This is a genomic window from Croceimicrobium hydrocarbonivorans (assembly GCF_014524565.1).
GTDB classification, from domain to species: domain Bacteria; phylum Bacteroidota; class Bacteroidia; order Flavobacteriales; family Schleiferiaceae; genus Croceimicrobium; species Croceimicrobium hydrocarbonivorans.
Window position 1 is genome coordinate 2892565 of the sequence record NZ_CP060139.1, and the last position, 25044, is coordinate 2917608.

Sequence of the window (25044 nt, forward strand, 5' to 3'; positions counted from 1 at the left end):
TCAGTAGCGCTGTTTTTTATTTTCGTGCAAATTTTTGGACATCATCCGCGCTTACTTCTTCGGCGCTCAGAATGATCAATCGTTCTATAACATTTCGCAGTTCCCGGATATTTCCGGTCCAGTCGAGTTCCATTAATGCTTTCATCGCATCTTTGCTAAAAGGCTTGGGGGCATTGCCATATTCGCTGGCAATTTGCTGTGCGAAATGCTCTGCTAATAGTGGAATATCTTCTCTACGATCATTCAATGCGGGCACCTGAATCAGGATCACGCTTAAGCGATGGTAGAGGTCTTCGCGGAAACGACCGGCGGCAATCTCTTCCTGCAGATTTTTATTGGTGGCCGCCAATACGCGTACATCCACCTTTATTTCCTTATCGCTGCCTACCGGGCTTACCCGACCTTCTTGCAAGGCGCGTAATACTTTGGCTTGGGCCGATAGACTCATATCTCCAATTTCATCTAAAAAGAGGGTACCGCCATTGGCTTGTTCAAATTTACCGGCACGATCTCTCACGGCCGAGGTAAAGGCTCCTTTCTTATGTCCGAAGAGTTCACTTTCAATCAGCTCCGATGGAATGGCGGCGCAGTTTACTTCGATCATTGGGCCTTTGCTACGTTCGCTCTTCTGATGCACCCAATGGGCTACCAGTTCCTTACCGGTTCCATTAGGGCCGGTAATTAAAACCCGGGCATCGGTAGGCGCTACTTTTTCGATAATCTCTTTGATGTCTTCCAGGGCCTGACTGGTACCAATCATTTGGTACTTACGGCTGACCTTTTTACGGAGGGTTTTATTCTCCTTTTCAAGAGTATTACGGTCCAGGGCATTGCGCACTGTATTAAGCAGGCGATTTAAATCAGGGGGCTTAGAGATATAATCATAGGCTCCTTTACGCATACTGTCTACGGCGGTTTCCAAGTCACCATGACCGGAAATCATTACCACGGTAGTCTCTGGATATTTGGCTTTAATATGCTCTAAAACCTCAATGCCGTCCATGCCGGGCATCTTAATATCGCAGAGCACCAGGTCGTGTTCTTCGTTTGCGAGCAGGTCGATGGCAGCTTTGCCATGCTCTGCTTCGGAGATTTGATAGGATTTATCTTCGTCCTGAAGGATGTTTCTCAGGACATTACGTATTGCTTTTTCGTCTTCTACAAGGAGGATCTTTGCCATTGCTCCGCTTCGTTTTCGAGAGCGTAATATAAGCCTTCTTTTAAAGCGTAATTGCATTGTTGCAAGAGACGTATCCCAAAGCGTTTGATGATAAAATTGATCTCAATACAAGCCATCACAATCATGTCGGCTCGCATGGGAATCATACCCGGAGTATTCAAACGTTCTTCGAAGGTAGATTCCAGCATTTTCTTGGAAATCTGCATGTACTCATGCATGGAGAAGGTATAGCTGGTTTCGTCTTCCTCAAAGCGAGAAGTTTTGAAATTATCTGCACACATCTGAGCCAGGGTGTCGAAGCTACCACTGCTGCCAATTAATACCCTGGGGTATTCCTTACCGCAGGCTTCCTTAAGGGAGATGAGCTTTTCATCGAGGTAATCGTCGATGGCATCAATCTCTTCCTTTTGGATAGGGTCGGCAGGACGAAAACGATTTAGCATAACACTGCTGCCAATGGGGAAGGAGGCTTGCCAAACGGGTTTTTGATCGCGAAGCAATATGAATTCGGTACTGCCACCGCCGATGTCCATAATCAGGGTAGGAGCTTCTTTAAATTCGATGCCTTGCTGTACCCCTTCGTAAATGAGGCGAGCTTCGGTATCTCCAGTAATTACATTAATACGGATGCCCAATTCACTTTCGGCCCGAGCCACTAAATCCGGACCATTGGGGGCAGTGCGCACCGCTGCGGTAGCTACCACATACAGGGCTTCGGCTTGCCATTCGAGGGCGGTTTCTCGATGCGATTTAAGGGCGGCCATGGCACGCTCCATCGCTGCATCACTAATGCGGAGCTCATCATCGGCATCTTCCGCTAAGCGAACCGGAATCTTCGTGTTAAAGAGGGTGCGGTTCTCTTCCTGAGAGCGGATCAACAAGTTAAAGGTGTTGGTACCGCAATCAATTATGGCAATTTTCATTCTTCGTTTGCTGTGTTTGGGGCGTTTCGAAACCAAAGGTCTCTTTGAGGGAAAGGTATACTCACCTTATTATCGCGGAATTTCTGATCGATCTCGTAGCGCATTTCGCTTTTGGTTTTTTCGATCTGAAACAAATTCCGTGAAAAGAAATACAAGTGGAAGTCTAGGGAGCTATCGCCAAAGTCTTTGAAGAAAACCATCGGCTTGGGGGCTTTCAAAACATCGGGATGCTTTTCCGCTACTTCCAATAATAGCTTCTCCACCAATTTAGTGTCGCTTCCATAAGCAACCCCCACCGGAATGGAGAAACGCGTAACATGATTGTTCTGACTCCAGTTGATCACATTATCGGTAGTAAGCTTCACATTGGGAACAATTAATATAATTTGCTCCCGAGTAAGCAAGGTAGTAGTGCGTAAACCTACATCCTTAACCTGGCCAATAGTGCCATTTACTTCTACAATATCGCCGGCGGTTACAGTTCTTTCGAAGAGGATGATAAATCCTGCAATCATATCTCTAAAGAGGTCTTGTAATCCCAGACCCAAGCCAATCAATACCCCACTCGAAGAAGCTAAAAGTACGGTGACATTAAAGCCCAGGGAGTCGATGGAGGAGATGATGGCAATGATGAAAATGATATAGGTGCCGATGGAATAAATCGCATAGGACTTACCTCTATCTAGGCGCTCCAATTTTTCGAGTCGTCGCAGGTATTTCTTAAAAAGCCAACGCATGAGGATGGCGACTAAGATCACCAGCACCACCCATAAGAGATTGGCAACGGTAAGACTCCAATCGTCTACCTTAATAAGTTCCAGTTCGAAAAAGTCCTTCAGAGAATCCATCAGTTCTTATAACGTGTCCAACGATAAAGTTCCTTGAAGGTAGGTTTTTTCCCATACATCAAGATTCCAACTCGATATATTTTGGCGGCCAACCAAACGCTGCCAAAGAAGGTGATGGCCAATATGCCCATGGATAAAAGCAATTGCCAAGTAGGCACATCGAATGGTACTCGCGCCATCATCACCAAAGGAGAAGTTAGAGGGATCATCGACATCCAAACCGCTAAACTTCCATCCGGATTATCCAGAGCCCTTAAGATTACAATGAGGCTTAAGATTAATGGAATAGTCAAGGGAAGCATAAATTGCTGAGAGTCGGTTTCCTTGTCCACCGCCGAGCCAATAGCTGCGAAAAGAGCACCATAAAGCAGGTATCCACCAAAGAAATAATAGAGGAAGCTTAGTAAGACCTTAGTAAAAGGTATGGATTGTAAACTGCGGTAAATATCAAAAGCGGCATTATCGGGCAGGGCATTCATGCCTTCCATCTGCACTGCAGTACCACTGCTTAAACTAGGGTCAATGAATACCGCGGTGAAGATGGTGAAGATCAATAAGCCCAATCCTATCCAAATCACAAATTGCAATAAGGCTAGGGCGCCGATTCCAAGAATTTTGCCCATCATTAATTCGAAAGGACGAATACTGCTGACCATCAATTCCATAATGCGATTGGTCTTTTCTTCGATCACTCCGCGCATAATTTGGGCACCGTAGATAAAAATGAAGAGGTAAATCGCGAAAGCTGCTACATAGCCAATACCCATCTTTACAATGGTGGCATTTTCCGTTTCCCGGCCTTCTTCGGTATTGATGATGCGTAGATTGACCTGGGTCTTGGTGCGGGCCACAACTTCAGGGTCTACACCTTCCGCTTTCAGTTTTTCCTTTTGGATGTATTTTTCAAGGCTGCGCTCTAAATAGCTTTCTACAGAAAGGCTCAAATCGCCCGCTCGGAATACCCGAATATTACGAGCGATAAAATCAGGATCACCACCCTCGCTTACAGGAACATGCACAAAGGCATAGTCCTCACGGCCTTCTACCAATGCTTTCGCGGTTTCAAAATCAAAATCTTTAGGATTCAGATATTTGAAGCTGATTTCTTCATTCCCTTTATCGTAGATGTCCATTAAATAGGACTCATCCAAAATGGTGATCACCTTTTCATCACCGGGTAGGGTGGCCAGATAGGCGGGTAAAAACATCACTGCCGCCATTAATATGGGGGCTAGCAGGGTTAGGATGATAAAGGATGGTTTGCGTACCCGGGTTAGAAATTCCCGGCGGATTATAAGGCCTAGGTTTTTCATGCGTTGCGGGTGCTTTGAATGAATATTTCGTTGAGGGAGGGAATTTCTTCGCGGAACTCAATCAGGCCGGAGGAAAGTAAGCTTTCTAATAATTCAGCCCGGCTGTTTTGCTCCGGATGAATGCGATACGCCTTACCTCCCAATTGGGCATTAAGCTTTTCCACCTGCCAGTTTTTTCCAGTGGGAATTTGCCATTCCTTTTCGGTTTCCACCTGATACCAGCCACTTTTATATTGGGCCTTAACCTCATGCAATGGACCTCCCAGGAGGCGACTGCCTTTATTGATCAGCACTATGTCTTCACAAAGTTCCTCTACCGATTCCATGCGGTGGGTAGAGAATATAATGGTGGCGCCTTCCTCGCGTAAGCGAAGTATTTCCTGCTTAATATGCTCGGTATTAACCGGATCAAAACCGGTGAATGGCTCATCTAAAATGAGTAATTCCGGTTCGTGGATGACGCTGGCAATGAACTGGACCTTTTGCGCGAGTCCTTTGGAGAGCTCTTCTACCTTGGTTTGCACGCGATCCGTCAATTCAAAGCGCTTCAGCCAATAGGCAATACGCTCTTTGGCCTGGCTTTTACTTAAACCCTTCAATTGAGCGAGGTAGAGCAATTGCTCCCCGATTTTCATTTTAGGGTATAAACCACGCTCTTCTGGCAGGTAGCCAATACGGCTGATGTGTTTTCCCGATAGGGCTTCTCCTTTTATGAGAACTTCGCCCTCGTCGGGAGCTAATATTTGATTTAAGATGCGGATGAAGGTGGTTTTACCTGCTCCGTTAGGGCCCAGTAAGCCAAAAATGCTACCCTCTTTAATGTTGAGGTCCAGGCCCTTTAATGCCTGATGCGAGCCATATGTTTTACGTATACCCCGGGCTTCAATCATATTAGCTGAACATTTCTTTTACTTTATCGAAGAAGGATTTCTCACTGCGATCGGGTTTCGGCTGAAAGGCCTCATTCTCTTGCATTTCTTCGAACATTTTCTTGTACTTGGAGTCCATATGCTTGGGAGTCCAAACATTTACGTGAACTAAGATATCACCCGTGCCATAGCTTTCCACACTGGGTAATCCTTTGTTTCGCAATCTTAGGATTTTTCCGCTTTGAGTACCGGCATCCAGCTTTATGCGTGCTTTCCCGTTAAGGGTTGGGATATCTACCTTGGTACCTAATACTGCATCCGGAATACTGATGTACAATTCGTAATGCAAGTTTTGTCCGTCGCGTTGCAACTCATCATGCGGAACTTCCTCAATCTGAACCAGCAGGTCGCCATTAACTCCGTCCAATGGACCGGCATTTCCTTTTCCGGAAACTTTTAATTGCATGCCTTCGGCTACCCCGGCAGGGATTTTCACCTCTACCACATCATCCTTGCGGATCATGCCATGCTCATCGGCACCAGCCGGCTTCTTATCGAGGGTTTTACCCAAGCCACCACAAGTAGGACAGGTGCTGGCCGTTTGCATTTGACCTAAAATAGTGTTGGTAACGCGGTTTACCTGACCACGACCTCCACAGGTATTACAGGTGCTAAAGCTTAGTCCTTCGGCAGGTACCAGGCGTTTGATGCGCAATTTTTTAGTAGCGCCATTGGCAATTTCTTCCAAAGTGAGTTTTACGCGTACCCGGAGGTTGGAGCCTTTGAACACCCGACGACCACCGCCGCCGCGACCTCCAAAACCACCAAAGCCACCGCCACCTCCGAAGGCACCACCAAAGATGTCTCCGAATTGCTCGAAGATATCATCCATGCTCATGCCGCCTCCGAAGCCACCACGACCGCCACCGGCCGCACCGCTCATGCCGGCATGACCGAATTGATCGTAACGCTGACGTTTTTCTTTGTTGCTAAGTACCTCGTAAGCTTCTGCCGCTTCCTTAAACTTAGTTTCCGCCTCGGGGTTATCGGGGTTTTTATCAGGGTGATACTGAATGGCCAGTTTGCGGTATGCCTTTTTGATATCGGCATCCGTGGCATTCTTTGATACTCCTAATACTTCGTAATAATCTCGCTTCGCCATGCTCTTTCTTATTCACCAACCACTACACGGGCGTAGCGGATGATTTTCGTTCCCAAATGAAAGCCTTGCTCAATTTCATCCACCACTTTGCCCTTCATGTCTTCGCTCGGGGCGGGGATGCGCGTAATGGCCTCCATTGTATCTACATTAAATTCTTTACCAATGGTGCTTTCCATCGGTTTCAGGCCCTTCTGTTTGAGAGTGTTCTCAAATTTGTTGAAAATCAAAGAGATTCCTTCTTGGTCCTCTTCATTTTTTAAATTGCTCAGGGCACGTTTAAAATCATCGATAATTGGCAGAAGGGCTGACATTAATTCTTGATTGGCACTGCCAAAGAGTTCCACTCTTTCCTTTGCAGTACGCTTGCGATGATTCTCAAAATCGGCATAGAGCCTTAATTTTTGATCTTTCTCCGCTTTAAGCTCCTCTTCCAATTCTGCGATACGAGCCTCTAATTGCTCTTCAGGGCTCATTTCTTCTTGTGTTTCAACTGATTCTTTATCAGTGTTTTCGGCTTGGGTTTCCGCTAAGTTTTCTTTGGGATCCAAGGCTTCTTTATCTGGGTCTTGTACTGTGTTCTTAGTACTCATCCTGCTCAAATTTGTGCCATTAAAGGCAAATTGTTTGCCAAGGGGGGGCAAAGTGTCAGAGTGGCACAGTATACGGAAGCTTGGGCTTTATGCCCTACATTTGGGCTATGAGCCCCGAAAACCCTGGATTAAGCGGAAGATTTCTTCTCTCGATTAGGCATCCTCTTTGGATAATGATTGGGCTTTTCCTCCTGGCAGGATTTAGTGTGCAGGCTCAAGTAGATAGTTTGCAAAGTTTAAAGTCGGAGATACGGCGAGATTCTGCTGAGAGAGCGGCCCTGCAGGTAGAAAGCGACCATAAACTTTCGATTTTAAAGCTAGAGCAACAAAGGCAATTGCAGGAGCAAGATTTGGTCGAACTCGCTAAGGCGGAAGCGGCCCAACGAAAATTAGCCTGGTGGATATCGGCCATGGCCCTCTTAATTCTGGTTTCGGTATACAGTATTTACCGCAGTAGGAAGTCTGCAGCTCTAAGGCAAAAGGCTTTGCTAGAAACCAAGGCCGAAAAACTCAAACTGGAAGAAGCCTTATTGGCAAATCAAGTAGAGCAAAGTCAATTAGAACAAGATTTATTAGAGGCCGAGCAAGCACAGAATCACGAACGACGTTTGGAGTTTGAAGCGGTGTTGAAGCAGCAACAACAAGCATCTGGAATCTTAAAAGACTTTGTGAAAGATCAGATTCAAGAATTAGAACCCGAAGAAGCAGAACCCCTGCGCGAGATCTTTTTGCAAATGACGCAAGAGCGCTTCCGCAATGAACATCTGGAAAGGTATCAAGAGGAGCTTTCCAAATTAGATTCGGAGATGGCCCATCGTTTACAACAGCGATTTATCGACCTAAAGCAGGAAGAAATGGAATTGCTGGTTTTCATTTTAAATGATTTAAGTCTCAGTGAAATTGCTGAGATCTACCATTTGGAATCAGCCAGCATTAATAAAAGGCGCTATCGACTCCGTAAGAAACTGGCCTTAGAAAAGGGAGCAGATTTTAAAGAATTCATTGAAAAATCCCTGAACGAAGAATGAGGAAAATAGTCATGGGTTTTGCCTTGCTCTCGCTATGGGCTTGCAGTAAGGATGATTTAATGCCTTCTCCTTTACGGGAAGCAGAGGCCCAGGCCTTAATGGACTCACGGCCAGATTCTGCAGTAACCTGGTTGGAAACTCAAATTCGTTTAAAACCCAAGAAGCAAGCAGCTTGGACCTACAAAATGTTAGGTACTTACTATATGCAGAGTGGGGATAATGAGCGGGCCGCTAGCTATTATTTTGAGGCTTTGGCCAAATATCAGGAAGCAAAGGATACGGCCGGGATGGCCGCAATCTACCTGAATCTTACCAATGTGGAAGATCGCTCGGAACAGTCTTGGGAATGGCATCAAAAGAGCATTGGTTTATACCGCAGTATTGGTAATTTTCAAGGGGTGGCCAAGAACTATGTGAATTTGGGTACCAGCTATATGGATAGCAATAAGCTCCAAAGGGCAGCGGATTTTTACCAGAAGGCCAGAGACCTTAGTCAGGAGCATAAGATTGAAAAGACCCTGGTAAGTTCTTCCCTCAATCTAGCCATATTAAGGCATAAAATGGGAGAGAAGGACCTGGCAATTGAATTGATCCATCCGGTTTTAAAGCATTATCAGGAGTCTAATAATCGCATTGGCTTGGTATACAGCTATTTCAATTTGGGGCAATTTTACTGGCCGGAACAAAATGATTCAGCCGTTTATTATTCCCAAAAAGCTATTGAAGAGGCCGGTACAGACTATCCGCAACTTCAAGCTTTGGCCTATCAAACCCTTAGAGATTTGGCCATGCGGCAAGAACGCTATGCCCTGGCCCAAAGCTATCATCGCAAATTTGATAGCATTGCCGATTTGCAGGTACAGATCAATGGGGCCAATCTGGTAACTAAGGTGGAAGCGGAGTTTGATTTGGCTCAAAGCAGACAGCAAGCCGATTTCTTGTATGAGGAACTGAAAAGGCAAAAGCGCATCAATCTTTGGATCGGGATTTTAGCGATTGGCGTGCTTTTGTATTTGGGCTTCTTTCTTTGGAGCTTGCGCCGCAAATCCAAAGAAACTAAGATCTTAATGGAGCAAGATCGTGCTCTGATTAAAGCGCGTAATGAACTTAATCGAGCGCGACTTTTAAAGTTGGAAACTGAGGAGAAGGTGATGCGGCAAAAGCTAAATCAGCAAAGAAGTGAACTTTCGCAGATGGCCGCCCGAATCGTAAAGCATAAGAGCCTCATTCAGAAAATGGAAGCTCTGGCTTCGAATTGGAAGGGGAAAACAGCCTCGCCAAAGTTTAAGGATTTTGCCCGCTCTTTGCGAAAATTAATGCGCGAGCAAGATGCTGCCCCTCTTTTAATTAAGGAAGCCTTTATAGTGTACCAGCGCTACTTGAAAGTCTTTAGTGAGCGCTATGCCCAATTAACGGATAGCGATTTGGAGTACATCATCTTATTTGATTTGAATCTCTCCACTAAGGAAGTAGCGGCCTTTTTAGAGGTGCAGGATCAAACGGTGAACATGCGTCGCTATAAATTGCGGAAGAAGTTGAACCTAGCTAAGGGACAAGAATTAGAAGCCTGGTTGAGAGAGGTTCGGAGTAGTATATAAAGGGCTTTAAAAAGAAAAGAGCCGGCCCTATGCCGACTCTTTCCCGTAACTATCCTAAGAAAAGATAAGTCCCCAATACCTAGTGTTTCACCAAAGTACCTTGTCTTTGTAATTGACCACCTTCCAGACGGATGTGGTACATACCCTGCGGCAGAGATTGCAGCGGCAGTTTCAGGATGGGATCGTTTTGGATGAGGCTTTCATTCCAAACCTCTTGTCCAGAGCTGTTAAATAGTTGCACTCGAATCTTACCTCTCATTTCACTTGGTACTTCAATATTGAGGATCGATTCTACTGGATTGGGATACATACTTAGAGCCCGGATATGATAATCGGCCAATCCAATATTTACCGTAAAGCTTTGCACCAAAGTATCGCTACCACAAGCATTGCTTACAATGAGTTGTACATCAACCGGGCCATTTTGACTGTAGCTGCTGCTGGCCATCATGCCGGTATCTTGTTGTCCGTTACCGAAATCCCAATGGTATTGATGGCTTTGGCTGCTGCCGGATGCGTCTACAGAGATCCATTGCATGCCCAGGCTGTCTACAATGCTATAGGTGAAGGCAGCATTTGGTAGGGGCACCGAATCGGTTTGGAAGCTAATCGGACCTTCCCAGTCAGAGCTATCTACGCCATTGCAAATGTTCTGATAATAAACTTCATAAGTATGATTAGCTAGCAATTGATCCAGACTCACCAGCGAATCTGTACCACTAATAATAGTTCCGCTTCCTGGATTAAAACCATTAAGGCCGTATTCCACTATCAGGGTGTCCCCAAGATCTCCAAATTCTACTACCACACTATCGCAGCTAGTAAATGCCACTTGGGTGAAGGATGGACTAGCACAATTATTATCCTGTAATTCAGTGATACAGAAATCATCAATAAAAAATTCATTAGAACCCCCGAAACTTCCTGGGGCAACAAAGCTTAAGCCGGTTAATTGAGCAGGTGGGAAAAAGGCGTTCTGACTGTAGCTCCAGCCGATACCTTGATCTTGACCATTAATTTTAATATAGCAGGTATCCAGATCGAAGTCGATAATTTGATCTACATCAAACCATACTCCAGTGCTGTAGTTAAAGGTACCTACGGTATTAGGTGGTCCAAATCCATTGGGAGCTAAAACATTCGCCGTACCTCCAAAGAAATCCAGGCTAAAAGCCAGATTGGAGTTTTGATAATCCTTGAAGAAATTGATGAAGCCAGAGTTCCCCATCGGAATATAAACTGCCATAGAAACCTCAATTTGCCCGCTGTCAATTGGGTTGAAAGAGGCACCAGTATTGCTGGCATCCAGTCCAAAGGCAACTACGTGCATAGATTGGGTTCCTGAGCTAGCTTGTAAATTGCTGATTTCGGTAACATCATTAATACTCAGGGATTCAAAAAGGGTGGATTGACCCTTAAAGGTACCCAGATTATAGGCCTCGAAATCATCACAGAGAATGGGGCTCACTGAAATGTCGATAGGGCCTGCCCAAAGACTGGTATCTCCAGGCGCACAGATAGAACGCACAAATACCTGATTGGGAACATTGGCCGCTTGTAAGCCTACCGTTGCAGTAGTGGCCGAAGTACTTACTCGGGTACCACTACCTATGCTAAAGCCTTTAATGCCATATTCGTATTCATATTGACCGGTAGTGCCATTCCATGAAACATCCGCTGAAGTGGCAGTAGAGGATACCAAATTAAGGTTGGTGGGCTCTGCACAACTGGGAATGAGCTCATAATGCAACTCATCAATATAGATAGGCTCGAATGAGTTCAAAACTCCGTGCTTGAAAGCGAAGTTCTTGTCCGTCATATTGTAACCGGTAGAGGCATCAAAATTGAGGGTATAGGTATTAAAATTTGTGTTCAAGTGAATGGTGTCCAACGCTTGGAAACTGTTGATATCACTAGGATTACTGATGGTGCCCACAATTAAATCTTCGCTAGGAGCGCTGCTGTTTCTCGCTTTAAAGCGGATGCGCTTATTGCCGAGATCCATGTCACTGAAATTGGGACTCACAAGAATTAGGTCGCTAGGGAAGAAGTCATTATAGATTTGAACACTTTGACTTCCGCTGGAAAATTGATTGCCAGTTACTTCAATGCTCCCAGCAGCAGAAAGCAATCCCTCGTAACAATCAGGGGTATTACCCATATTGAAGTTTTCAAAGTCTTCGAAATAAGGAGCACTAAATGAAGTACAAGGGGTCTTAAAGCGGTGGGGGCCTACCCAGTTTGAACTGTCGCCAGGGCCACAAATTCCACGAACTACAAATTCATAGAAAGTATTTGCCGTTAAACTATCCAGAAGCTTTTGAGCATTGTTGGAGGTAGTTTTAGTGCCTCCGGTAGTGGTAGTTCCTTGATAAAATCCTTGGGGACCAAACCATATTTCATAGGAACCAGCAGCACCAACGGCCGACCAGCTTAAATTGGCGGTACTGTCATTCTGCAATGCAGCTGCTAATCCTACCGGATCAGGACAAGTTGGTGCTTCGTCAATGCTTAGTTCATCAATGGAGCAATCACCGCTATTAGGACCATTACTCACAATTACAAAGCGAATTTGCACCGTATCGGGATAGCTAGAGATATCAATTCCGATATTTTGGAAAGGAGCTACACTGCTATTTTGAGGACTGCCGCTAATGCGAGTAATTTCTCGCCATGTTCCGCTGGAGTCGATTAGTACGGCAAGCGCTGGCATATTAGGCCCAAAGCGATGAACTGCAAAGCTCAAGAAGGGCTGGCTTAATGCCGATATGTCGATACGTGGACTCTCTAAAATGGCACTGTCTCCAGAAAAGCCATAAGAACCATGACTGTATATATAGTTACCACTACCAGACACATCTTGATCCGGTCCAGTGCCAAAGCCGGGTGAGGGGCCATTACCAACTGTCCATCGGTATTGACCGCCATTTACAGGACTGCGCCACCAACAATTGTCAATGGTGTCGCCAGCATTATCGAATCCGTTACCCATAGCCCAATTAGCTCCATCGAAGTTCTCGAGATAGGGCGCGGCAATTTCGGTACAAGCGGTGCTAAAGCTTAGGGGGCCTAACCAATAGGTGTAAGATCCATTGCTACAAGAGTCTCTTAGATAGACCTCGTAGGCGGTATTTGAATTTAGGCCGCTGATTAGGAAGCTGCCACTGTTATCGTTGATGGAATCACCAGCGATATTAGGATCGAAGCCAGCATTTCCCCATTTAATTTGACTGTGAATACCTTGACCAGTAGTCCAATTTAACTGTGCACTATTGGTGGTGATATTGTTTAAAGCTAGGCTATTGAATGAAGGTGGATTACAGGCAGGAACGAGCTCATAGTGGAAATCATCGATATAAATGTTTCCATAGGAGGCACTGCTTTTACTTAGGACAATGGCAATGTAGGAGTCCGTTCCATTGTAGCCATTGCTGCTGCTAATTTCGGTGATGAATTCGGAATAGCTTGGGAAGTCGCGAGTGGGACTGCTACTCGGGATAAAAATGCTATCCAATTGCTGGAAACTTCCTGGGTTTAAGGGATTGTCTACCGTGCCAATTAGGAAGGAGGCGTCACCTCTGGTAGCGGCGGCCATAAAGCGGATTTGTTTGTCGCCAAGGTTTAAGTCTGAAAAGGAGGGACTAATCAACATGGTGCGATGACTAGCATTAGTGCTTCCGCTGAGGAAAAACTCTAGGTGTTGCGTTCCACTAAAGGCACTGCTACCATTGTTATAGGATTTTACTTCCGTTCTATTGCCGCCATTTCCTGCTAAGCTGGGTGTCCAACAATTGGGTTCATCATAGAGGGCTTCATTTTCGAAGTTATTAAAATAGGGTGCTTGGAAAGGACTACAGCCGGTGGTGAAAAAGAAAGCTTGACTAGAATCTGAAATTTCAGAACCACAATCTCTAAAGATGTAGAGTTCGTATTCGGTATTGGCTTGTAAAGGGTGAATTTGAGCCGGGGCGGTGCTTAATAGCGAATCACCTTGGCTGGTAACGGTTCCCTGAGTATAACCACGTGGCCCCCAGTGAAAGCGAAAGTTGCCGGTATTGTCATTGAAGTCGATACCAACGCTAGTATCTCCAATCGAAACCAAAAAGGGATTGGTCACCTTTTGGCAAGGAGGGATGGTGTCGTATTCTACTTCATCGATAAAGAGAGTAGTGAAAGTAGATTCGTTGCCATGTAAGAAAGCGAGGTGGCTATCTTGCATATTATAGCCATTGGCAGCTGTAACTGGAATTATATATTCTCGGTATTGTGAGCTTTCAGTAAAATGAATGGTATCGAATGCTTGAAAAGCCGAGAGATTAGTTTGGTTGGGCATAGATCCGATAACCAAGGTGGAGCTGGTATCACTGGTGCCAGCCATAAAGCGGATTTGCTTTTGACCTAGGCTGAGATCACCAAATTGGGGTGAGATCAGCATGGTTGTATCTCCAAATTCATTGAAGAGTACCACATGCTTAGAACCACTAAAAGGATCGTAATTTTCTACTTGCGCGGCGGAACCAAAGCCCATGGTATTCACTAAACCGGATTCCCAGCATTGTGGACTTTGAAAGAGGGTGTCATTTTCAAAACCAGTGGCGTATCCAATATAATAGCTATTGCTGCATGCGGCTGCAGCTTGTTGTAGGCTAGAAGCATTTGGATGAGCCGGTTTTTTAGTTTCTGTTTCCCCGGCATCTTTCTCCTTCATTTCGGTAGGAGCATGGCTGAGCTTTAATTGCACCTGCCAGGTTCCCCAGGCGAGGGTACTAAGCGTCAGGGATGCAAAAAGCAGGGTGACGATCTTTTTCATGTATAGGGCTTTAGAATTTTAAATCGAAGACCAATTAAGAGTATATGCTTCGCTTCCCCTATTTTTCAATATGGACAGAATGTATATGTTGGAAATAAGTAATTGTTTTTCAGGTGTTAAAAGAGTGGTAAGCCGTTTTTATATCGGAAGTATTTTACTCTTATATCGGAACAGGACTCAAGAATAAGCCTGAATTTTTGCTCTGTTTTTAGGTCGATAGTGCATTGTATGAATAGCTTTTTTAGGACTAAAGGGCAAAAAAAAAGCGCCTCGATTGAGACGCTTTCTAAAAGGCTTATCCTTTTCTTATTTCTTCATTTTTTCCAGCACATTTCGCAAGGCACGACCGCGCAGGTTTTTGGCAAGGATGGTTCCATCGCCGCCTATTAGGAAGGTGGCAGGAATGGACTGAACTCCGTAAGTGGCCGCTGCAGCATTGCTCCAACCTTTCAGATCACTCACATGATTTTCCCAGGCCAATTTATCTTGTTCGATGGCGGCAATCCACTGACTCTTGTTTTGATCCAGAGATACACTTAAAACGGTAAAGCCTTCGCCTTCCTTAAAGCTGGTATTTTTGTAGTCATTATAAGTGGCTACCACATTAGGGTTCTCTCGGCGACAAGGTTTACACCAAGCGGCCCAGAAGTCGATCAATACCACTTTTCCCTGGAGGTCGGAGAGCTTCCGTACTTGTCCATTAGGATCATTCATTTCAATCTCTGGAGCTTTGCTGCCAATACCTAGGCCGCGGCTTTGCTCCTCATCCGGCATTTTATTCAAACCTTCCACAAAGCTTAGTCCAACAAAGCTTAAAGCGGCTAGTCCGATAATGAATAGGGGTTTTCTAAAGATGTTCATCTCCTCTTTTTAGTTAACTCTTACAATTTGTGCGCCAATTGCCCGGAGGCGTTCATCGATATTCTCATATCCACGGTCGATTTGCTCAATATTGTGGATGGTGCTGGTGCCTTCAGCGCTCAAGGCAGCAATCAGCAATGAGATTCCGGCGCGGATATCGGGGCTGGTCATGGTGGTTGCCTTTAGCGGCGTGGCCTTGTCCATACCAATAACTGTAGCACGGTGTGGATCGCAAAGAATAATCTGTGCACCCATATCTATAAGTTTGTCGACAAAGAACAGTCGACTCTCAAACATTTTCTGGTGGATCAATACCGATCCTCTGGCCTGAGTGGCTACTACCAAGGCAATACTCAATAGGTCTGGTGTAAAGCCTGGCCAGGGAGCATCTGCAATGGTAAGGATAGATCCATCTATAAAGGTTTCAATCTCGTAATGATCCTGTTGGGGTACAATCAAGTCATCGTTTTCACGCTGCACCTTAATTCCCATTTTACTGAATACAGTAGGGATTACGCCCAAATCATCGAAGCTTACGTCTTTGATGCGCAATTCTGAGGAGGTCATGGCGGCCATACCGATCCAAGATCCGATCTCAATCATATCGGGAAGCACACGGTGATCGCAGCCTCCTAATTCGCTTACGCCTTCAATACTTAATAAATTGGAACCAATACCGGAAATTTTAGCGCCCATGCGATTCAGCATTTTGCAAAGCTGTTGCAAATAAGGTTCGCAAGCGGCATTATAAATGGTAGTAGTTCCTTCGGCCAAAGCCGCTGCCATTACAATATTGGCGGTACCGGTTACTGAAGCTTCATCCAAAAGCATGTAAGCGCCCTTAAGTTTTTTAGCTTCTACACCATAAAAGGACTCGCCGGGTTTATAACGGAATTTGGCGCCTAATTTCTGGAAACCTTCAAAGTGGGTATCCAAACGACGACGGCCAATTTTATCACCTCCTGGTTTTGGGATATAACCTTTGCCAAAGCGCGCTAATAAAGGACCAACAATCATAATACTTCCTCTTAAGGAAGCGCCCTTTACTTTGAATTCATCCGATTCGAGATAATCCAAATTAAGGTCATCGGCTTTAAAGCTGTAAATGCCATGGCCCTTGCGTTGTACTTTAACACCCAGGTCGGCCAAGATGTCGATAAGCTTATTTACATCTACAATATCCGGGATATTGGAAATGGTAACACGCTCCGCGGTAAGCAGGGTGGCACAGATTATTTGCAGGGCTTCATTCTTAGCTCCTTGTGGAGTGATGGAGCCGCTTAGGCGTTGTCCGCCGGTGATTTGAAAAGTTCCCAAGGAATTATTTTTTCTTGTTGATTTTTCGCTTCGAACGGTTATTGTTGTTGCGTTTGTTTTTGTGGTTGTGTTTGTTTCCACCATGATTTTGCAACAAATCCCGTTTCTCGGAAAGACTTACATCTGCAACCTGCAATTTGTTGTTCGACATCTCCTTGAGGTTGTTCAGAATTACATCATCTTCAACATGGTCTTTATTCCAAACGATGTAATTTTTCTTCATCACATTGGCCAAGGCCTCAGTAAGCGCGGTTTTTTCGTCACCTTCTTCCAGCGCTACGGCGTAGTCAATCATTTTACGGGTAATATTTCCGTAATGACGGTAACGTCGACTGGTTTGAGGATACTCCACTGGCTGAGGCTTTTCCAATAAGCTTTCTGGCGCGGGAGGAGGATAGGGAGAATCTACATCCAATTTGAAATCAGACATAATATATAAATGGTCCCATAACTTGTGCTCAGGATCATCATCGGTCTCGTATACCTGAGGATTCAGGTTCGCGATAATGGCGATTAGATTACGAGCTTGTTTATTGCGTTCGTCCCGATTTTCGATGGTCAGCAGGTAGTCTACCATGCGCTGAACATTACGACCATACTCAGGGATGATCATGCGGGGTCTGCTAGTATTGTATTCCATAGTCTATTGAGAAGGCAATATAAAAAATCAGATTGCAGAGTATTGCCTTTGAAGTCCTAAAAGTACAAAGATAGGGATAGATTGTACTTTGAAGGTTGGCAATGTCACATACAGGAATTGAGCCCAGCTTTAAAAAATCTGGGGCAAGCTCCTTAATTGGAGCAAAGAACGACTTAAACCAGCCATTGACCTTAATCAGGTTCAGCTTTTAAATCTTCTCCAGCTTAGCGAACTTGAGCAGCAGTTTTTTCTCGCCCACATTCTCAAAGTGAATGATGGCCTTTTTGTTGGCACCGCTGCCTTCCATGGATTTAATTTCGCCCATACCAAAGCGTGGATGCTTTACTCTTTGTCCGGCATCAAGGTCAGTATGGATTTCGAAATTGCCGCTTACAGAATCTTGATCGCTCAATTTCTTCATACCAGCCGGTGGGCGTACCGGGCTTCGGGGACTATTGCGCTGCGGCCGAGCGCTGCGTCGATCACCACCAGCCATGGGATTGCGTTGTGCTGCGGTATTCGGGCGTTTCTGGCGAAAGCCTTGTAGTTCTTCCGGTGATAGGAAAGGGCTAAATTCAGGAGTACTTTGATTGAGATATTTATCGTCTATTTCCTCTAGGAAACGTGAAGGCTCACAATCGACCAATTTACCCCAGCGATAACGCATTTGGGCAAAAGATAGATAGGCTTGCTTCTCGGCGCGAGTGAGGGCAACGTAGAAAAGACGGCGTTCTTCTTCCAGGTCAGCCCGACTGTTTACGGTCATCATGCTAGGGAAGAGGTTTTCCTCCATCCCCACGATAAATACCACCGGAAACTCTAATCCCTTTGCCAAGTGAATCGTCATTAGTGATACCTTATTCCGATCATTGGGATCATCTTTATCTTGATCGGTTAATAAGGCCACATCTTGCATGAAACCTTCCAGTTTGGGGTTTCCTTCTTCGATCTCAGCCTGACCTTCTACAAACTCTTTTACGGAGTTCAGCAATTCTTCAATATTCTCTACCCGACTAACTCCTTCTGGGGTTTTATCCTCACCCAAGGTGCGCATCAGGCCAGAGGTTTTGGAGATGTGATTCACCACCTCAAAGGCATCGGAGTTCTCCGCTAAGATGCGGTAGCTATTGATCTTGGTAACATAGTCTTTCAACTTGTTTATCGCCCCGCGATTAATATCTAAATCTGGGAAGAAGTCGATGTTTTCCAAAATTTCCCAGATAGCGCGATTCTCCTGATTGGCTTTTACAGTAAGCCTTTCAACGGTGGTGTCGCCAATACCTCGCTTGGGATAATTTATGGTGCGACGCAAGGCTTCCTCATCCTTAGGGTTAATAGCCAATCGGCAATAAGCCAAAAGGTCTTTTACTTCCTTACGTTGATAGAAGGAAAGTCCGCCATAAATGCGATAGGGGATATTCTTGCGGCGAAGATTATCTTCCATGGCCCGAGATTGGGCATTGGTGCGATAGAGAATGGCAAAGTCCGAATAGTCGAAATGCTCATTCATCTGTCTTTCGAAAATAGTGCGTGCTACCCAGGCTCCTTCATCGGAATCACTTACGGTTTTATGAACCACGATTTGATCGCCGCCATCATTTTCGGTGAATACATTTTTAGGAAGCTGATTCTTGTTTTTCGCAATCAGGCTATTCGCTGCTCCAACAATATTTTTGGTACTGCGGTAATTCTGCTCCAGCTTATAGACTTGCACATTGTCATAGTCGCGCTGGAAGTTGAGGATGTTCTGAATGTTCGCTCCCCGGAAGGCATAGATACTCTGAGCATCATCACCAACCACACAAATGTTCTGAAAACGGTTGGCCAGGGCCTTTACAATAAGGTACTGAGCGTGGTTGGTATCCTGATACTCATCCACCATGATGTAGCGAAAGCGATCCTGGTATTTGGCTAATACTTCTGGGAAGTTCCGCAAAAGGGTATAGGTTTGAAGCAGGATATCATCAAAATCCATTGCTCCGGCCCTAAAGTTTTTCTCATTATAGGCATTAAACACATCACCTAATTGGGGCATGCGTGCAGCGGCATCTTGTTCCTGAAGGTCAGGGCTGTTGAAATACTCCCGAGGGGTGATCAAGCCGTTCTTAAAGGCCGAGATTCTGCGGGCTACATTGCCGGTCTTATAAATCTCTTTATCAAGGTTCAATTCCTTGATAACATTATTAATGGCCTTCTTACTGTCTTCGGCATCGTAAATAGTGAAGTTGGAAGGGTAGCCTAAGAGGTGGCCTTCAACCCTTAAAATGCGAGCGAATACCGAGTGAAAGGTTCCCATCCAAATATTCTTAGCCTCGGAGGGGCCAACAATTTTACCAATCCGCTCTTTCATTTCGCGAGCGGCTTTATTGGTAAAGGTCAGGGAAAGGATATTAAAAGGGTCCACACCTTTATTTGCCATGAGGTAAGCAATGCGCATGGTCAGCACCCGGGTTTTTCCCGAGCCGGCACCGGCAATAACCATAATGGGGCCCTCGGTAGCTTCTACCGCGGCTTTTTGAGGTGGGTTGAGTCCCTGGAGGAAGTCCGTCACAGTAAAAATAATTTGAGGGACAAAGGTGCGTATATTATGGTAAGGCGGCAAGGGCCTAATGAATAAGCTGGCTACCTAATATATTAGTAGTTGATCGCATGTTGGTAGCCAAAATGAATACCTGCATTGTAGTAGTTATAGATTTCGGAAACGCCGGTGATCCGAAAAGGTTGGAATCGAAATTGAGTAATATATAAGTCGAAGCCGATTAGAATTTTCACTTCATCGTTAACCGGGATGGCAAAATCAACGCCAACTTTCACAAAATCATTTAGGGCTGTTTGACCTCCAAAAAGCCTTTGTGTAGGTGTTCTAACTCCTTCAGGTAATTCAGTTAATAACGCATAATTGACACCGTAGGCAAAACTTGGTTGGAAAAATATCTTGCTATCTGATTCACCGAATCGTCGATATACCTCCAGCATAAGGTTTAAACAGTTGAGGGCTCCACTAGGGTTGGCAATTATAGACTGAGGAACTGAACTAACATTATAGAGGTAGGGGGCTGGAACCTCACTCCGCATGTATCCACCAGCAAGGCTTAAGCCGATTTGAGTTTTTTTAATAAAGTATTCATAGGTCTGGTTTATACCTATTCCCATTCCGTGTAAGGAATAGTTGCCGCCAGTTATAAGGGGCGTTCCGATAGGTGAATAAACGGAAAGCCGGGTGCTCATGTAGAGCTGGTAATCTTTTTGACTATATCCTTTAAGGCAAAGAAGAATAAAAATGGGGAGAGAAAGGTTTCGGAACATGAAGTTTGGTTATCAAAATTAAACTAGAGGGGGATTTTTAGTCTCTGTATTTTAGTCTAAGGATTATGAAATTAGTCTTTTATCTCTCGTTATGAATTAAGTTTGCTCCAAATCTGAAAAATCATGCGCAGCTTAAACCTTAGCTTATTGTTTTTGTGTGCTTTACTTTCTTTCAACGCGAGTGGAGCACATGTTTTTGGTTCTTATTACGAACATAGAGTCGATCCTGTTAATAATACTTGGGAGGTTCAATATCATTTATTTAAAAATATTTACGGTTTCAGTCCAATTCCGGCACCTACTCATGTCACTTTGGATGGGCCAATATCAATTGTCTTGAACCGCGTAGGTAATGCCCCTTTAGATACTGTCGAAGTTGAAGATTTTGCATGCGGGGGCTTTGCATACGAAGAGAATTTGTATACGGCTATCATTCCAATTTCTAGTCTTCCTTTAAATTCTTCCTTGACTCCTCTTGAGTTTACAATAGGAAATGTTGCTTGTTGTGTCGCTGATTATAAAAATATAGATGCTTTAAATACCTATAACACTAGTACATCTGTAACTGTATATCCGAAGGTGGGGGTAAATGGTCAGCTAACCTTGGAGTATTTTGACAATATTGGCACAACCCCCGTGCCTTTACAAGCTGCTTTTGCTTATACCATTAATTACACTTCTTTTAAGATGTTTCCAGGTATGCAAGGTGCAGATTCTGTGGCCTATGAATTAGTGAATCCAAAGTCGACTCCATCCCAGAACATTGGATTTGCGGCTGGATATAGTGCTTTAGCGCCATTACCGGATTATACCGAGGATACTTTAAATGGGCCATGTACTTACTTTCCGCAACAAAACATTATCAGTTCTACAGTAGTGCCAGGAGGCTACCAACCGGGCTATTATGTGATGGCATTCGAGAAGCGGTATTATCTCGCCGGGAATTTGATATTTAAGGATGTCACTTTAGGAATGGTGTATTTTAAGATGTTTGATGGAACAAAGTCAATTCCTACCGTTGAGGTAAGTGATAAGGATACTAGTTGGATTATATCAGATAACCCCGAGGTGCTCCAATACAATTTAGAGTATGGCGATACTTTGAGATTGCAATTTAAGGTTGGGGTAGGGCAACCTGGTGATAGTTTGTATGTGTATTCGCAGCAAAGCTTTGTTGATTCAAGTCGTATTCCTGCTTTTGTTAGTTCTGGATATGAATTTCCCGAGTTAAAGTCCCATAACCCTGGAGGGCAATGGAAGGCAATTGACACGAATCTGGTGGAGTTAAGTTTTATACCTGGTCCGGCCAACTTTTGGAATGGAGGAGAATTCTGGGTTTGTCCGATCACTTGGAGGTTATACGCTTGCGGAGGCGTTGTTAACGGAGTTAGGGTGCGCATTCAGTTAATTGGAAGTCCTGGAATTACAGTTAATACACTTCGTTTGGATACTGCGAATTTCTGCGATACTAAAAGTGTACAACTTACTTCGCTGGGCTTTTCACAGGGCGATTACTGGAGCCCCGGAATCTTAGCTGATGATTCTACAGCTATAAAGACGGAAATAAACCCGCTTAGCTCTCAATGGATTTACTGGATGGCTGCGAACGGAAGTAAAAGGGATTCCATTTTTTTAAGGAGAGTACCTGCCGACTCAATCTATTCTCTGCAATCAACTGGCTCAAGCATTCAGAAGCTGGATGCTGATAATTCCCTTAGTCAAGTATGGACCATGGCGGGGCGCGTGGAAATGAATGGAGTTAAGGAGGATCAGTTCCCTATTGTGGGTGCGGGTTCCTACAGTGCGAAAAGCGAAGTCTATGGGGTCAATAATTGTGATCACTATTCAGATACTTTAAGGGTGGGGCAGGATTTTATTTGGGGTTCCAATATGGCGGATGATGGACGTTTTACAGCGTCTGTTTTATCTACGGATTCGATTTTAGGAATGTATGAATGTAAAATTAGAGTTCCTTCTAGCGTTCGTGAGTTTGAATACCTATACATCCTGGGGCTTGAAAACATTAAGCCAGATGTGCCAAGAAAAGTTAGAGTACGTGTATTTAATAGCGGACCTTACCTGGATACCATCTGTTATGTCGGTAAGGAGTCTTATCTAAAGATTCCCGTGGATATTGTTCTGCAGAATTGGGATTTCATTAGGTTGGAGGTCCACTTCCTGGAGAACCTCGGTATTCAGTTATTGGAAAACACTGGTTCGAGCCTAGCTGTAAATTTGGTGGAGAACTACGAGTTTAATGAGATAATGCCAAATACTCCCATTGCCTTGAGTAATTATAGGTTGCCTTTGGGCTATAAGTTTAAAGGTACAATTGGTTTAGATGAGGATAAAATTGCTCAGACGGGAATCCGGTTGTTTCCCAATCCTGGTTCTGATTATATTGAAGTGGAGTTGGTTGATTCAAAGGAAATTGAATATTGTAAGGTGTATAATAGCCAAGGTCAATTGATGCTGGAAAATAATTTTGAAGTTATTGAATCAAAGTTTAAAATAGGTCTTGATCAATTGCCAAATGGTGTGTATTTGCTTCATGTTGCTGGGCAACAAGTGAAGTTTCAGGTTATGCATTAAACTGGGTGGTTAACTCAAATTTGGAAGTTTGCAGGATTGATTACTTATAGGATTTCAATTATATACATGGGTCGATCATAGTAGGAGGTATTCCTTGGGATCCAAATAGCTTAGCTTTCTAGCAATGGATTTCACTCAATTAAGCAATGCTAAATCCTTGGCTTGGGTTCGTTTCCTAATTTCGCGATCTGATTAATGCAGATCATGGCTCAATCCTTAAAATCAATACTGCTAATTTGCTTCTTGTCTTGCCTTTCTTGGGCATGTACTCAGATAGCTGAGTCTGAATACCCAAGTTCTAATACAGAGCAAGTTCAGATTTCAGAAGCTGAGTTTAGCATCTCTGAAGATTCGACGGAGCAAGAGCTAGAATCTTTTCCAGAAGATGTCTTGGCTCTAATTAAAAATTCAAGTCAGGATTGGCGACCAGGGATTAAGGACATTGATAAGAATGATGCATCGGATTCAGTTCCGGCCTGGTTTGTAAATCGATATCTAAAAGGCGTGCCAGTAAAACCGGATGGCGAGCGATTGTACCACGAATCCTTTCTTCCTTTTTATTGGGATGCGTATTGGGAAGACGATAGCCTTTGTTTCTTTAGCTTGGTAAAGGAAGATGAGGTTTGCTGCATCACTTTATATGGATTTACCAGTACGCGGGATAGCCTGCATATTATAGATGCGCAAGTATTAGCTCTTAAAGGGGGTGATGGCGGTTGGACCGAAGAGGATGTATTGGAGGTATTAAGTGATAGCTCTTGGTTGCGTCTAAAGCAAGAAACTTATCTCGATTTTGATGCAGATAGTGGGGGCTTTGCGCCGATGTTTTTCGACACCTTAATAATGGAGGGATATTTTAATCGGGAAGGTGTTTTTTACGAAATCACCCAAGATAGTGTTCACAAGTCCAAAATTGTGAAGCTGGAATATTGATTGAAAAGGAGGGAAATAGACTTCCTTAGCTCAAGCTGCGCATCGTTTTCTAAGTATCTGAACAAAAGCCTAAAACATTTTTTCTCAAGGGCTTGCTACGTTGTTGAATTGTTCTACATTTGCAGTCCCCAAAAAAGTGGGGTAGCGAATTTATTAAATAGCTTATATATAAAGGTGTATGCCAACGATTCAGCAATTAGTACGAAAAGGACGTACTAAGATTACTAAGAAGAGTAAGTCTGCAGCCCTGCAGTCTTCACCACAGCGTCGTGGAGTATGTACGCGTGTGTATACCACCACTCCTAAGAAGCCTAACTCAGCCATGCGTAAAGTAGCGCGTGTACGCTTAACCAATGGAAATGAGGTGAATGCCTACATTCCTGGTGAGGGTCACAACCTGCAGGAGCACAGCATTGTATTGGTTCGCGGTGGTCGTGTGAAAGACTTGCCAGGTGTGCGTTACCACATTGTGCGCGGTGCATTGGATACCGCTGGTGTTAATGGTCGGATGCAACGTCGTTCTAAGTACGGCGCGAAACGTCCTAAAGCGAAAAAATAATCCTGTTAGAGAAAAAGATTCATGAGAAAGGCAAGAGCTAAAAAAAGACCCTTATTACCAGATCCCAAGTTCGGTGAGCCACTGGTAACTCGTTTTGTAAATATGATGATGTTGGATGGGAAGAAGAGTACTTCCTACCGCATTTTTTATTCGGCCATTGATATCGTTTCCGAGAAAACCGGAGAGGGTAATGGTTTAGAATTATGGAAAGAAGCCTTAAACAATGTTATGCCTCACGTAGAAGTACGTTCTAAGCGTGTGGGTGGTGCTACTTTCCAGATTCCTGTTCAGATTCGTCCAGATCGTAAAATCTCTGTAGCCATGAAATGGTTAATCTCTTATGCTCGTAAGCGTAATGAGAAATCTATGGCGAACCGTTTAGCAGCTGAGATTATGGCCGCTGCTAAAGAAGAAGGTGCTGCAGTTAAGAAGCGTTTGGATACTCATAAAATGGCGGAAGCTAACAAGGCTTTTGCTCACTTTGGCAGATTCTAAATCCCTCAAATAGGAAAGAT

The 25044-nt window shown here is 44.4% G+C and carries 19 protein-coding genes; 6 read left to right on the forward strand and 13 right to left on the reverse strand.

Annotated elements, in window-relative coordinates; genetic code table 11:
- Positions 1 to 16: 16 nt before the first annotated feature.
- Genes H4K34_RS13140 through H4K34_RS13170 form a run of 7 tightly spaced genes read right to left on the reverse strand, consistent with a single transcriptional unit; the run spans position 17 to position 6885 of the window.
- Positions 17 to 1180 (reverse strand): sigma-54-dependent transcriptional regulator, encoded by a 1164-nt coding sequence (locus tag H4K34_RS13140; protein ID WP_210757845.1) that lies wholly within the window; start codon positions 1178 to 1180, stop codon positions 17 to 19.
- Positions 1159 to 2103, reverse strand: coding sequence for a Ppx/GppA phosphatase family protein (locus H4K34_RS13145; RefSeq protein WP_210757846.1), 945 nt, complete (start codon positions 2101 to 2103; stop codon positions 1159 to 1161). Before H4K34_RS13145 ends, H4K34_RS13140 begins: the two co-directional genes overlap by 22 nt.
- A complete protein-coding gene (locus H4K34_RS13150) occupies positions 2100 to 2951 on the reverse strand; it encodes a mechanosensitive ion channel family protein (RefSeq protein ID WP_210757847.1) in 852 nt (283 codons plus the stop codon). The genes H4K34_RS13145 and H4K34_RS13150 overlap by 4 nt, the downstream gene beginning before the upstream one ends.
- The gene (locus tag H4K34_RS13155; RefSeq protein WP_210757848.1) at positions 2951 to 4264 is read right to left on the reverse strand and encodes an ABC transporter permease; all 1314 of its coding nucleotides are present in this window, start codon (positions 4262 to 4264) and stop codon (positions 2951 to 2953) included. Before H4K34_RS13155 ends, H4K34_RS13150 begins: the two co-directional genes overlap by 1 nt.
- Positions 4261 to 5154, reverse strand: a complete 894-nt coding sequence (locus tag H4K34_RS13160; protein ID WP_210757849.1) for an ABC transporter ATP-binding protein — start codon at positions 5152 to 5154, stop codon at positions 4261 to 4263. The genes H4K34_RS13155 and H4K34_RS13160 overlap by 4 nt, the downstream gene beginning before the upstream one ends.
- A 1-nt stretch (position 5155) precedes the next feature.
- Positions 5156 to 6295 (reverse strand): molecular chaperone DnaJ, encoded by a 1140-nt coding sequence (dnaJ, locus tag H4K34_RS13165; protein ID WP_210757850.1) that lies wholly within the window; start codon positions 6293 to 6295, stop codon positions 5156 to 5158.
- An 8-nt stretch (positions 6296 to 6303) separates the two neighbouring features.
- Positions 6304 to 6885: a nucleotide exchange factor GrpE gene (locus tag H4K34_RS13170; protein WP_210757851.1), complete on the reverse strand. Its 582-nt coding sequence runs from the start codon at positions 6883 to 6885 to the stop codon at positions 6304 to 6306.
- Positions 6886 to 6974: 89 nt separating this feature from the next.
- On the opposite strand from H4K34_RS13170, the gene H4K34_RS13175 reads away from it, so the two are divergent.
- Together H4K34_RS13175 and H4K34_RS13180 are read left to right on the forward strand one after the other, a co-directional pair.
- Positions 6975 to 7913 (forward strand): hypothetical protein, encoded by a 939-nt coding sequence (locus H4K34_RS13175; protein ID WP_210757852.1) that lies wholly within the window; start codon positions 6975 to 6977, stop codon positions 7911 to 7913.
- Positions 7910 to 9511, forward strand: a complete 1602-nt coding sequence (locus H4K34_RS13180) for a tetratricopeptide repeat protein (protein WP_210757853.1) — start codon at positions 7910 to 7912, stop codon at positions 9509 to 9511. The genes H4K34_RS13175 and H4K34_RS13180 overlap by 4 nt, the downstream gene beginning before the upstream one ends.
- A gap of 79 nt (positions 9512 to 9590) precedes the next feature.
- Here the strand turns inward: H4K34_RS13180 and H4K34_RS13185 are convergent, their stop codons facing one another.
- The 6 genes from H4K34_RS13185 to H4K34_RS13210 all read right to left on the reverse strand — a co-directional run bounded on the left by H4K34_RS13185 (position 9591) and on the right by H4K34_RS13210 (position 20445).
- Positions 9591 to 14321, reverse strand: a complete 4731-nt coding sequence (locus H4K34_RS13185) for a T9SS type A sorting domain-containing protein (protein ID WP_210757854.1) — start codon at positions 14319 to 14321, stop codon at positions 9591 to 9593.
- Between the two features lie 306 nt (positions 14322 to 14627).
- Entirely contained in the window at positions 14628 to 15182 is a 555-nt protein-coding gene (locus H4K34_RS13190) for a peroxiredoxin family protein (protein WP_210757855.1), read from the reverse strand.
- A 9-nt stretch (positions 15183 to 15191) separates the two neighbouring features.
- Complete coding sequence (gene murA / locus H4K34_RS13195; protein WP_210757856.1) at positions 15192 to 16499, reverse strand: UDP-N-acetylglucosamine 1-carboxyvinyltransferase; 1308 nt, start codon at positions 16497 to 16499, stop codon at positions 15192 to 15194.
- 4 nt (positions 16500 to 16503) lie between these two features.
- Positions 16504 to 17139 (reverse strand): DUF4290 domain-containing protein, encoded by a 636-nt coding sequence (locus tag H4K34_RS13200; protein WP_210757857.1) that lies wholly within the window; start codon positions 17137 to 17139, stop codon positions 16504 to 16506.
- Positions 17140 to 17347: 208 nt separating this feature from the next.
- The gene (locus H4K34_RS13205) at positions 17348 to 19690 is read right to left on the reverse strand and encodes an ATP-dependent helicase (protein ID WP_210757858.1); all 2343 of its coding nucleotides are present in this window, start codon (positions 19688 to 19690) and stop codon (positions 17348 to 17350) included.
- Between the two features lie 83 nt (positions 19691 to 19773).
- Entirely contained in the window at positions 19774 to 20445 is a 672-nt protein-coding gene (locus tag H4K34_RS13210; protein WP_210757859.1) for a hypothetical protein, read from the reverse strand.
- A 123-nt stretch (positions 20446 to 20568) separates the two neighbouring features.
- On the opposite strand from H4K34_RS13210, the gene H4K34_RS13215 reads away from it, so the two are divergent.
- From H4K34_RS13215 to rpsG, 4 genes are all read left to right on the forward strand, one after another.
- A complete protein-coding gene (locus H4K34_RS13215; protein ID WP_210757860.1) occupies positions 20569 to 23037 on the forward strand; it encodes a T9SS type A sorting domain-containing protein in 2469 nt (822 codons plus the stop codon).
- Positions 23038 to 23280: 243 nt separating this feature from the next.
- A complete protein-coding gene (locus H4K34_RS13220) occupies positions 23281 to 23970 on the forward strand; it encodes a hypothetical protein (protein WP_210757861.1) in 690 nt (229 codons plus the stop codon).
- A gap of 178 nt (positions 23971 to 24148) precedes the next feature.
- Positions 24149 to 24529, forward strand: coding sequence for a 30S ribosomal protein S12 (rpsL, locus tag H4K34_RS13225; RefSeq protein WP_210757862.1), 381 nt, complete (start codon positions 24149 to 24151; stop codon positions 24527 to 24529).
- Positions 24530 to 24550: 21 nt separating this feature from the next.
- Positions 24551 to 25024: a 30S ribosomal protein S7 gene (gene rpsG / locus H4K34_RS13230; RefSeq protein WP_210757863.1), complete on the forward strand. Its 474-nt coding sequence runs from the start codon at positions 24551 to 24553 to the stop codon at positions 25022 to 25024.
- Positions 25025 to 25044 lie beyond the last annotated feature (20 nt).

What these genes read in the sequence shown, in the direction of transcription:
- H4K34_RS13140 (WP_210757845.1), bottom strand. Translation starts at nt 1,180, where the DNA reads ATGGCAAAGATCCTCCTTGTAGAAGACGAAAAAGCAATACGTAATGTC.
- H4K34_RS13145 (WP_210757846.1), bottom strand. Translation starts at nt 2,103, where the DNA reads ATGAAAATTGCCATAATTGATTGCGGTACCAACACCTTTAACTTGTTG.
- H4K34_RS13150 (WP_210757847.1), bottom strand. Translation starts at nt 2,951, where the DNA reads ATGGATTCTCTGAAGGACTTTTTCGAACTGGAACTTATTAAGGTAGAC.
- H4K34_RS13155 (WP_210757848.1), bottom strand. Translation starts at nt 4,264, where the DNA reads ATGAAAAACCTAGGCCTTATAATCCGCCGGGAATTTCTAACCCGGGTA.
- H4K34_RS13160 (WP_210757849.1), bottom strand. Translation starts at nt 5,154, where the DNA reads ATGATTGAAGCCCGGGGTATACGTAAAACATATGGCTCGCATCAGGCA.
- dnaJ (WP_210757850.1), bottom strand. Translation starts at nt 6,295, where the DNA reads ATGGCGAAGCGAGATTATTACGAAGTATTAGGAGTATCAAAGAATGCC.
- H4K34_RS13170 (WP_210757851.1), bottom strand. Translation starts at nt 6,885, where the DNA reads ATGAGTACTAAGAACACAGTACAAGACCCAGATAAAGAAGCCTTGGAT.
- H4K34_RS13175 (WP_210757852.1), top strand. Translation starts at nt 6,975, where the DNA reads ATGCCCTACATTTGGGCTATGAGCCCCGAAAACCCTGGATTAAGCGGA.
- H4K34_RS13180 (WP_210757853.1), top strand. Translation starts at nt 7,910, where the DNA reads ATGAGGAAAATAGTCATGGGTTTTGCCTTGCTCTCGCTATGGGCTTGC.
- H4K34_RS13185 (WP_210757854.1), bottom strand. Translation starts at nt 14,321, where the DNA reads ATGAAAAAGATCGTCACCCTGCTTTTTGCATCCCTGACGCTTAGTACC.
- H4K34_RS13190 (WP_210757855.1), bottom strand. Translation starts at nt 15,182, where the DNA reads ATGAACATCTTTAGAAAACCCCTATTCATTATCGGACTAGCCGCTTTA.
- H4K34_RS13200 (WP_210757857.1), bottom strand. Translation starts at nt 17,139, where the DNA reads ATGGAATACAATACTAGCAGACCCCGCATGATCATCCCTGAGTATGGT.
- H4K34_RS13210 (WP_210757859.1), bottom strand. Translation starts at nt 20,445, where the DNA reads ATGTTCCGAAACCTTTCTCTCCCCATTTTTATTCTTCTTTGCCTTAAA.
- H4K34_RS13215 (WP_210757860.1), top strand. Translation starts at nt 20,569, where the DNA reads ATGCGCAGCTTAAACCTTAGCTTATTGTTTTTGTGTGCTTTACTTTCT.
- rpsL (WP_210757862.1), top strand. Translation starts at nt 24,149, where the DNA reads ATGCCAACGATTCAGCAATTAGTACGAAAAGGACGTACTAAGATTACT.
- rpsG (WP_210757863.1), top strand. Translation starts at nt 24,551, where the DNA reads ATGAGAAAGGCAAGAGCTAAAAAAAGACCCTTATTACCAGATCCCAAG.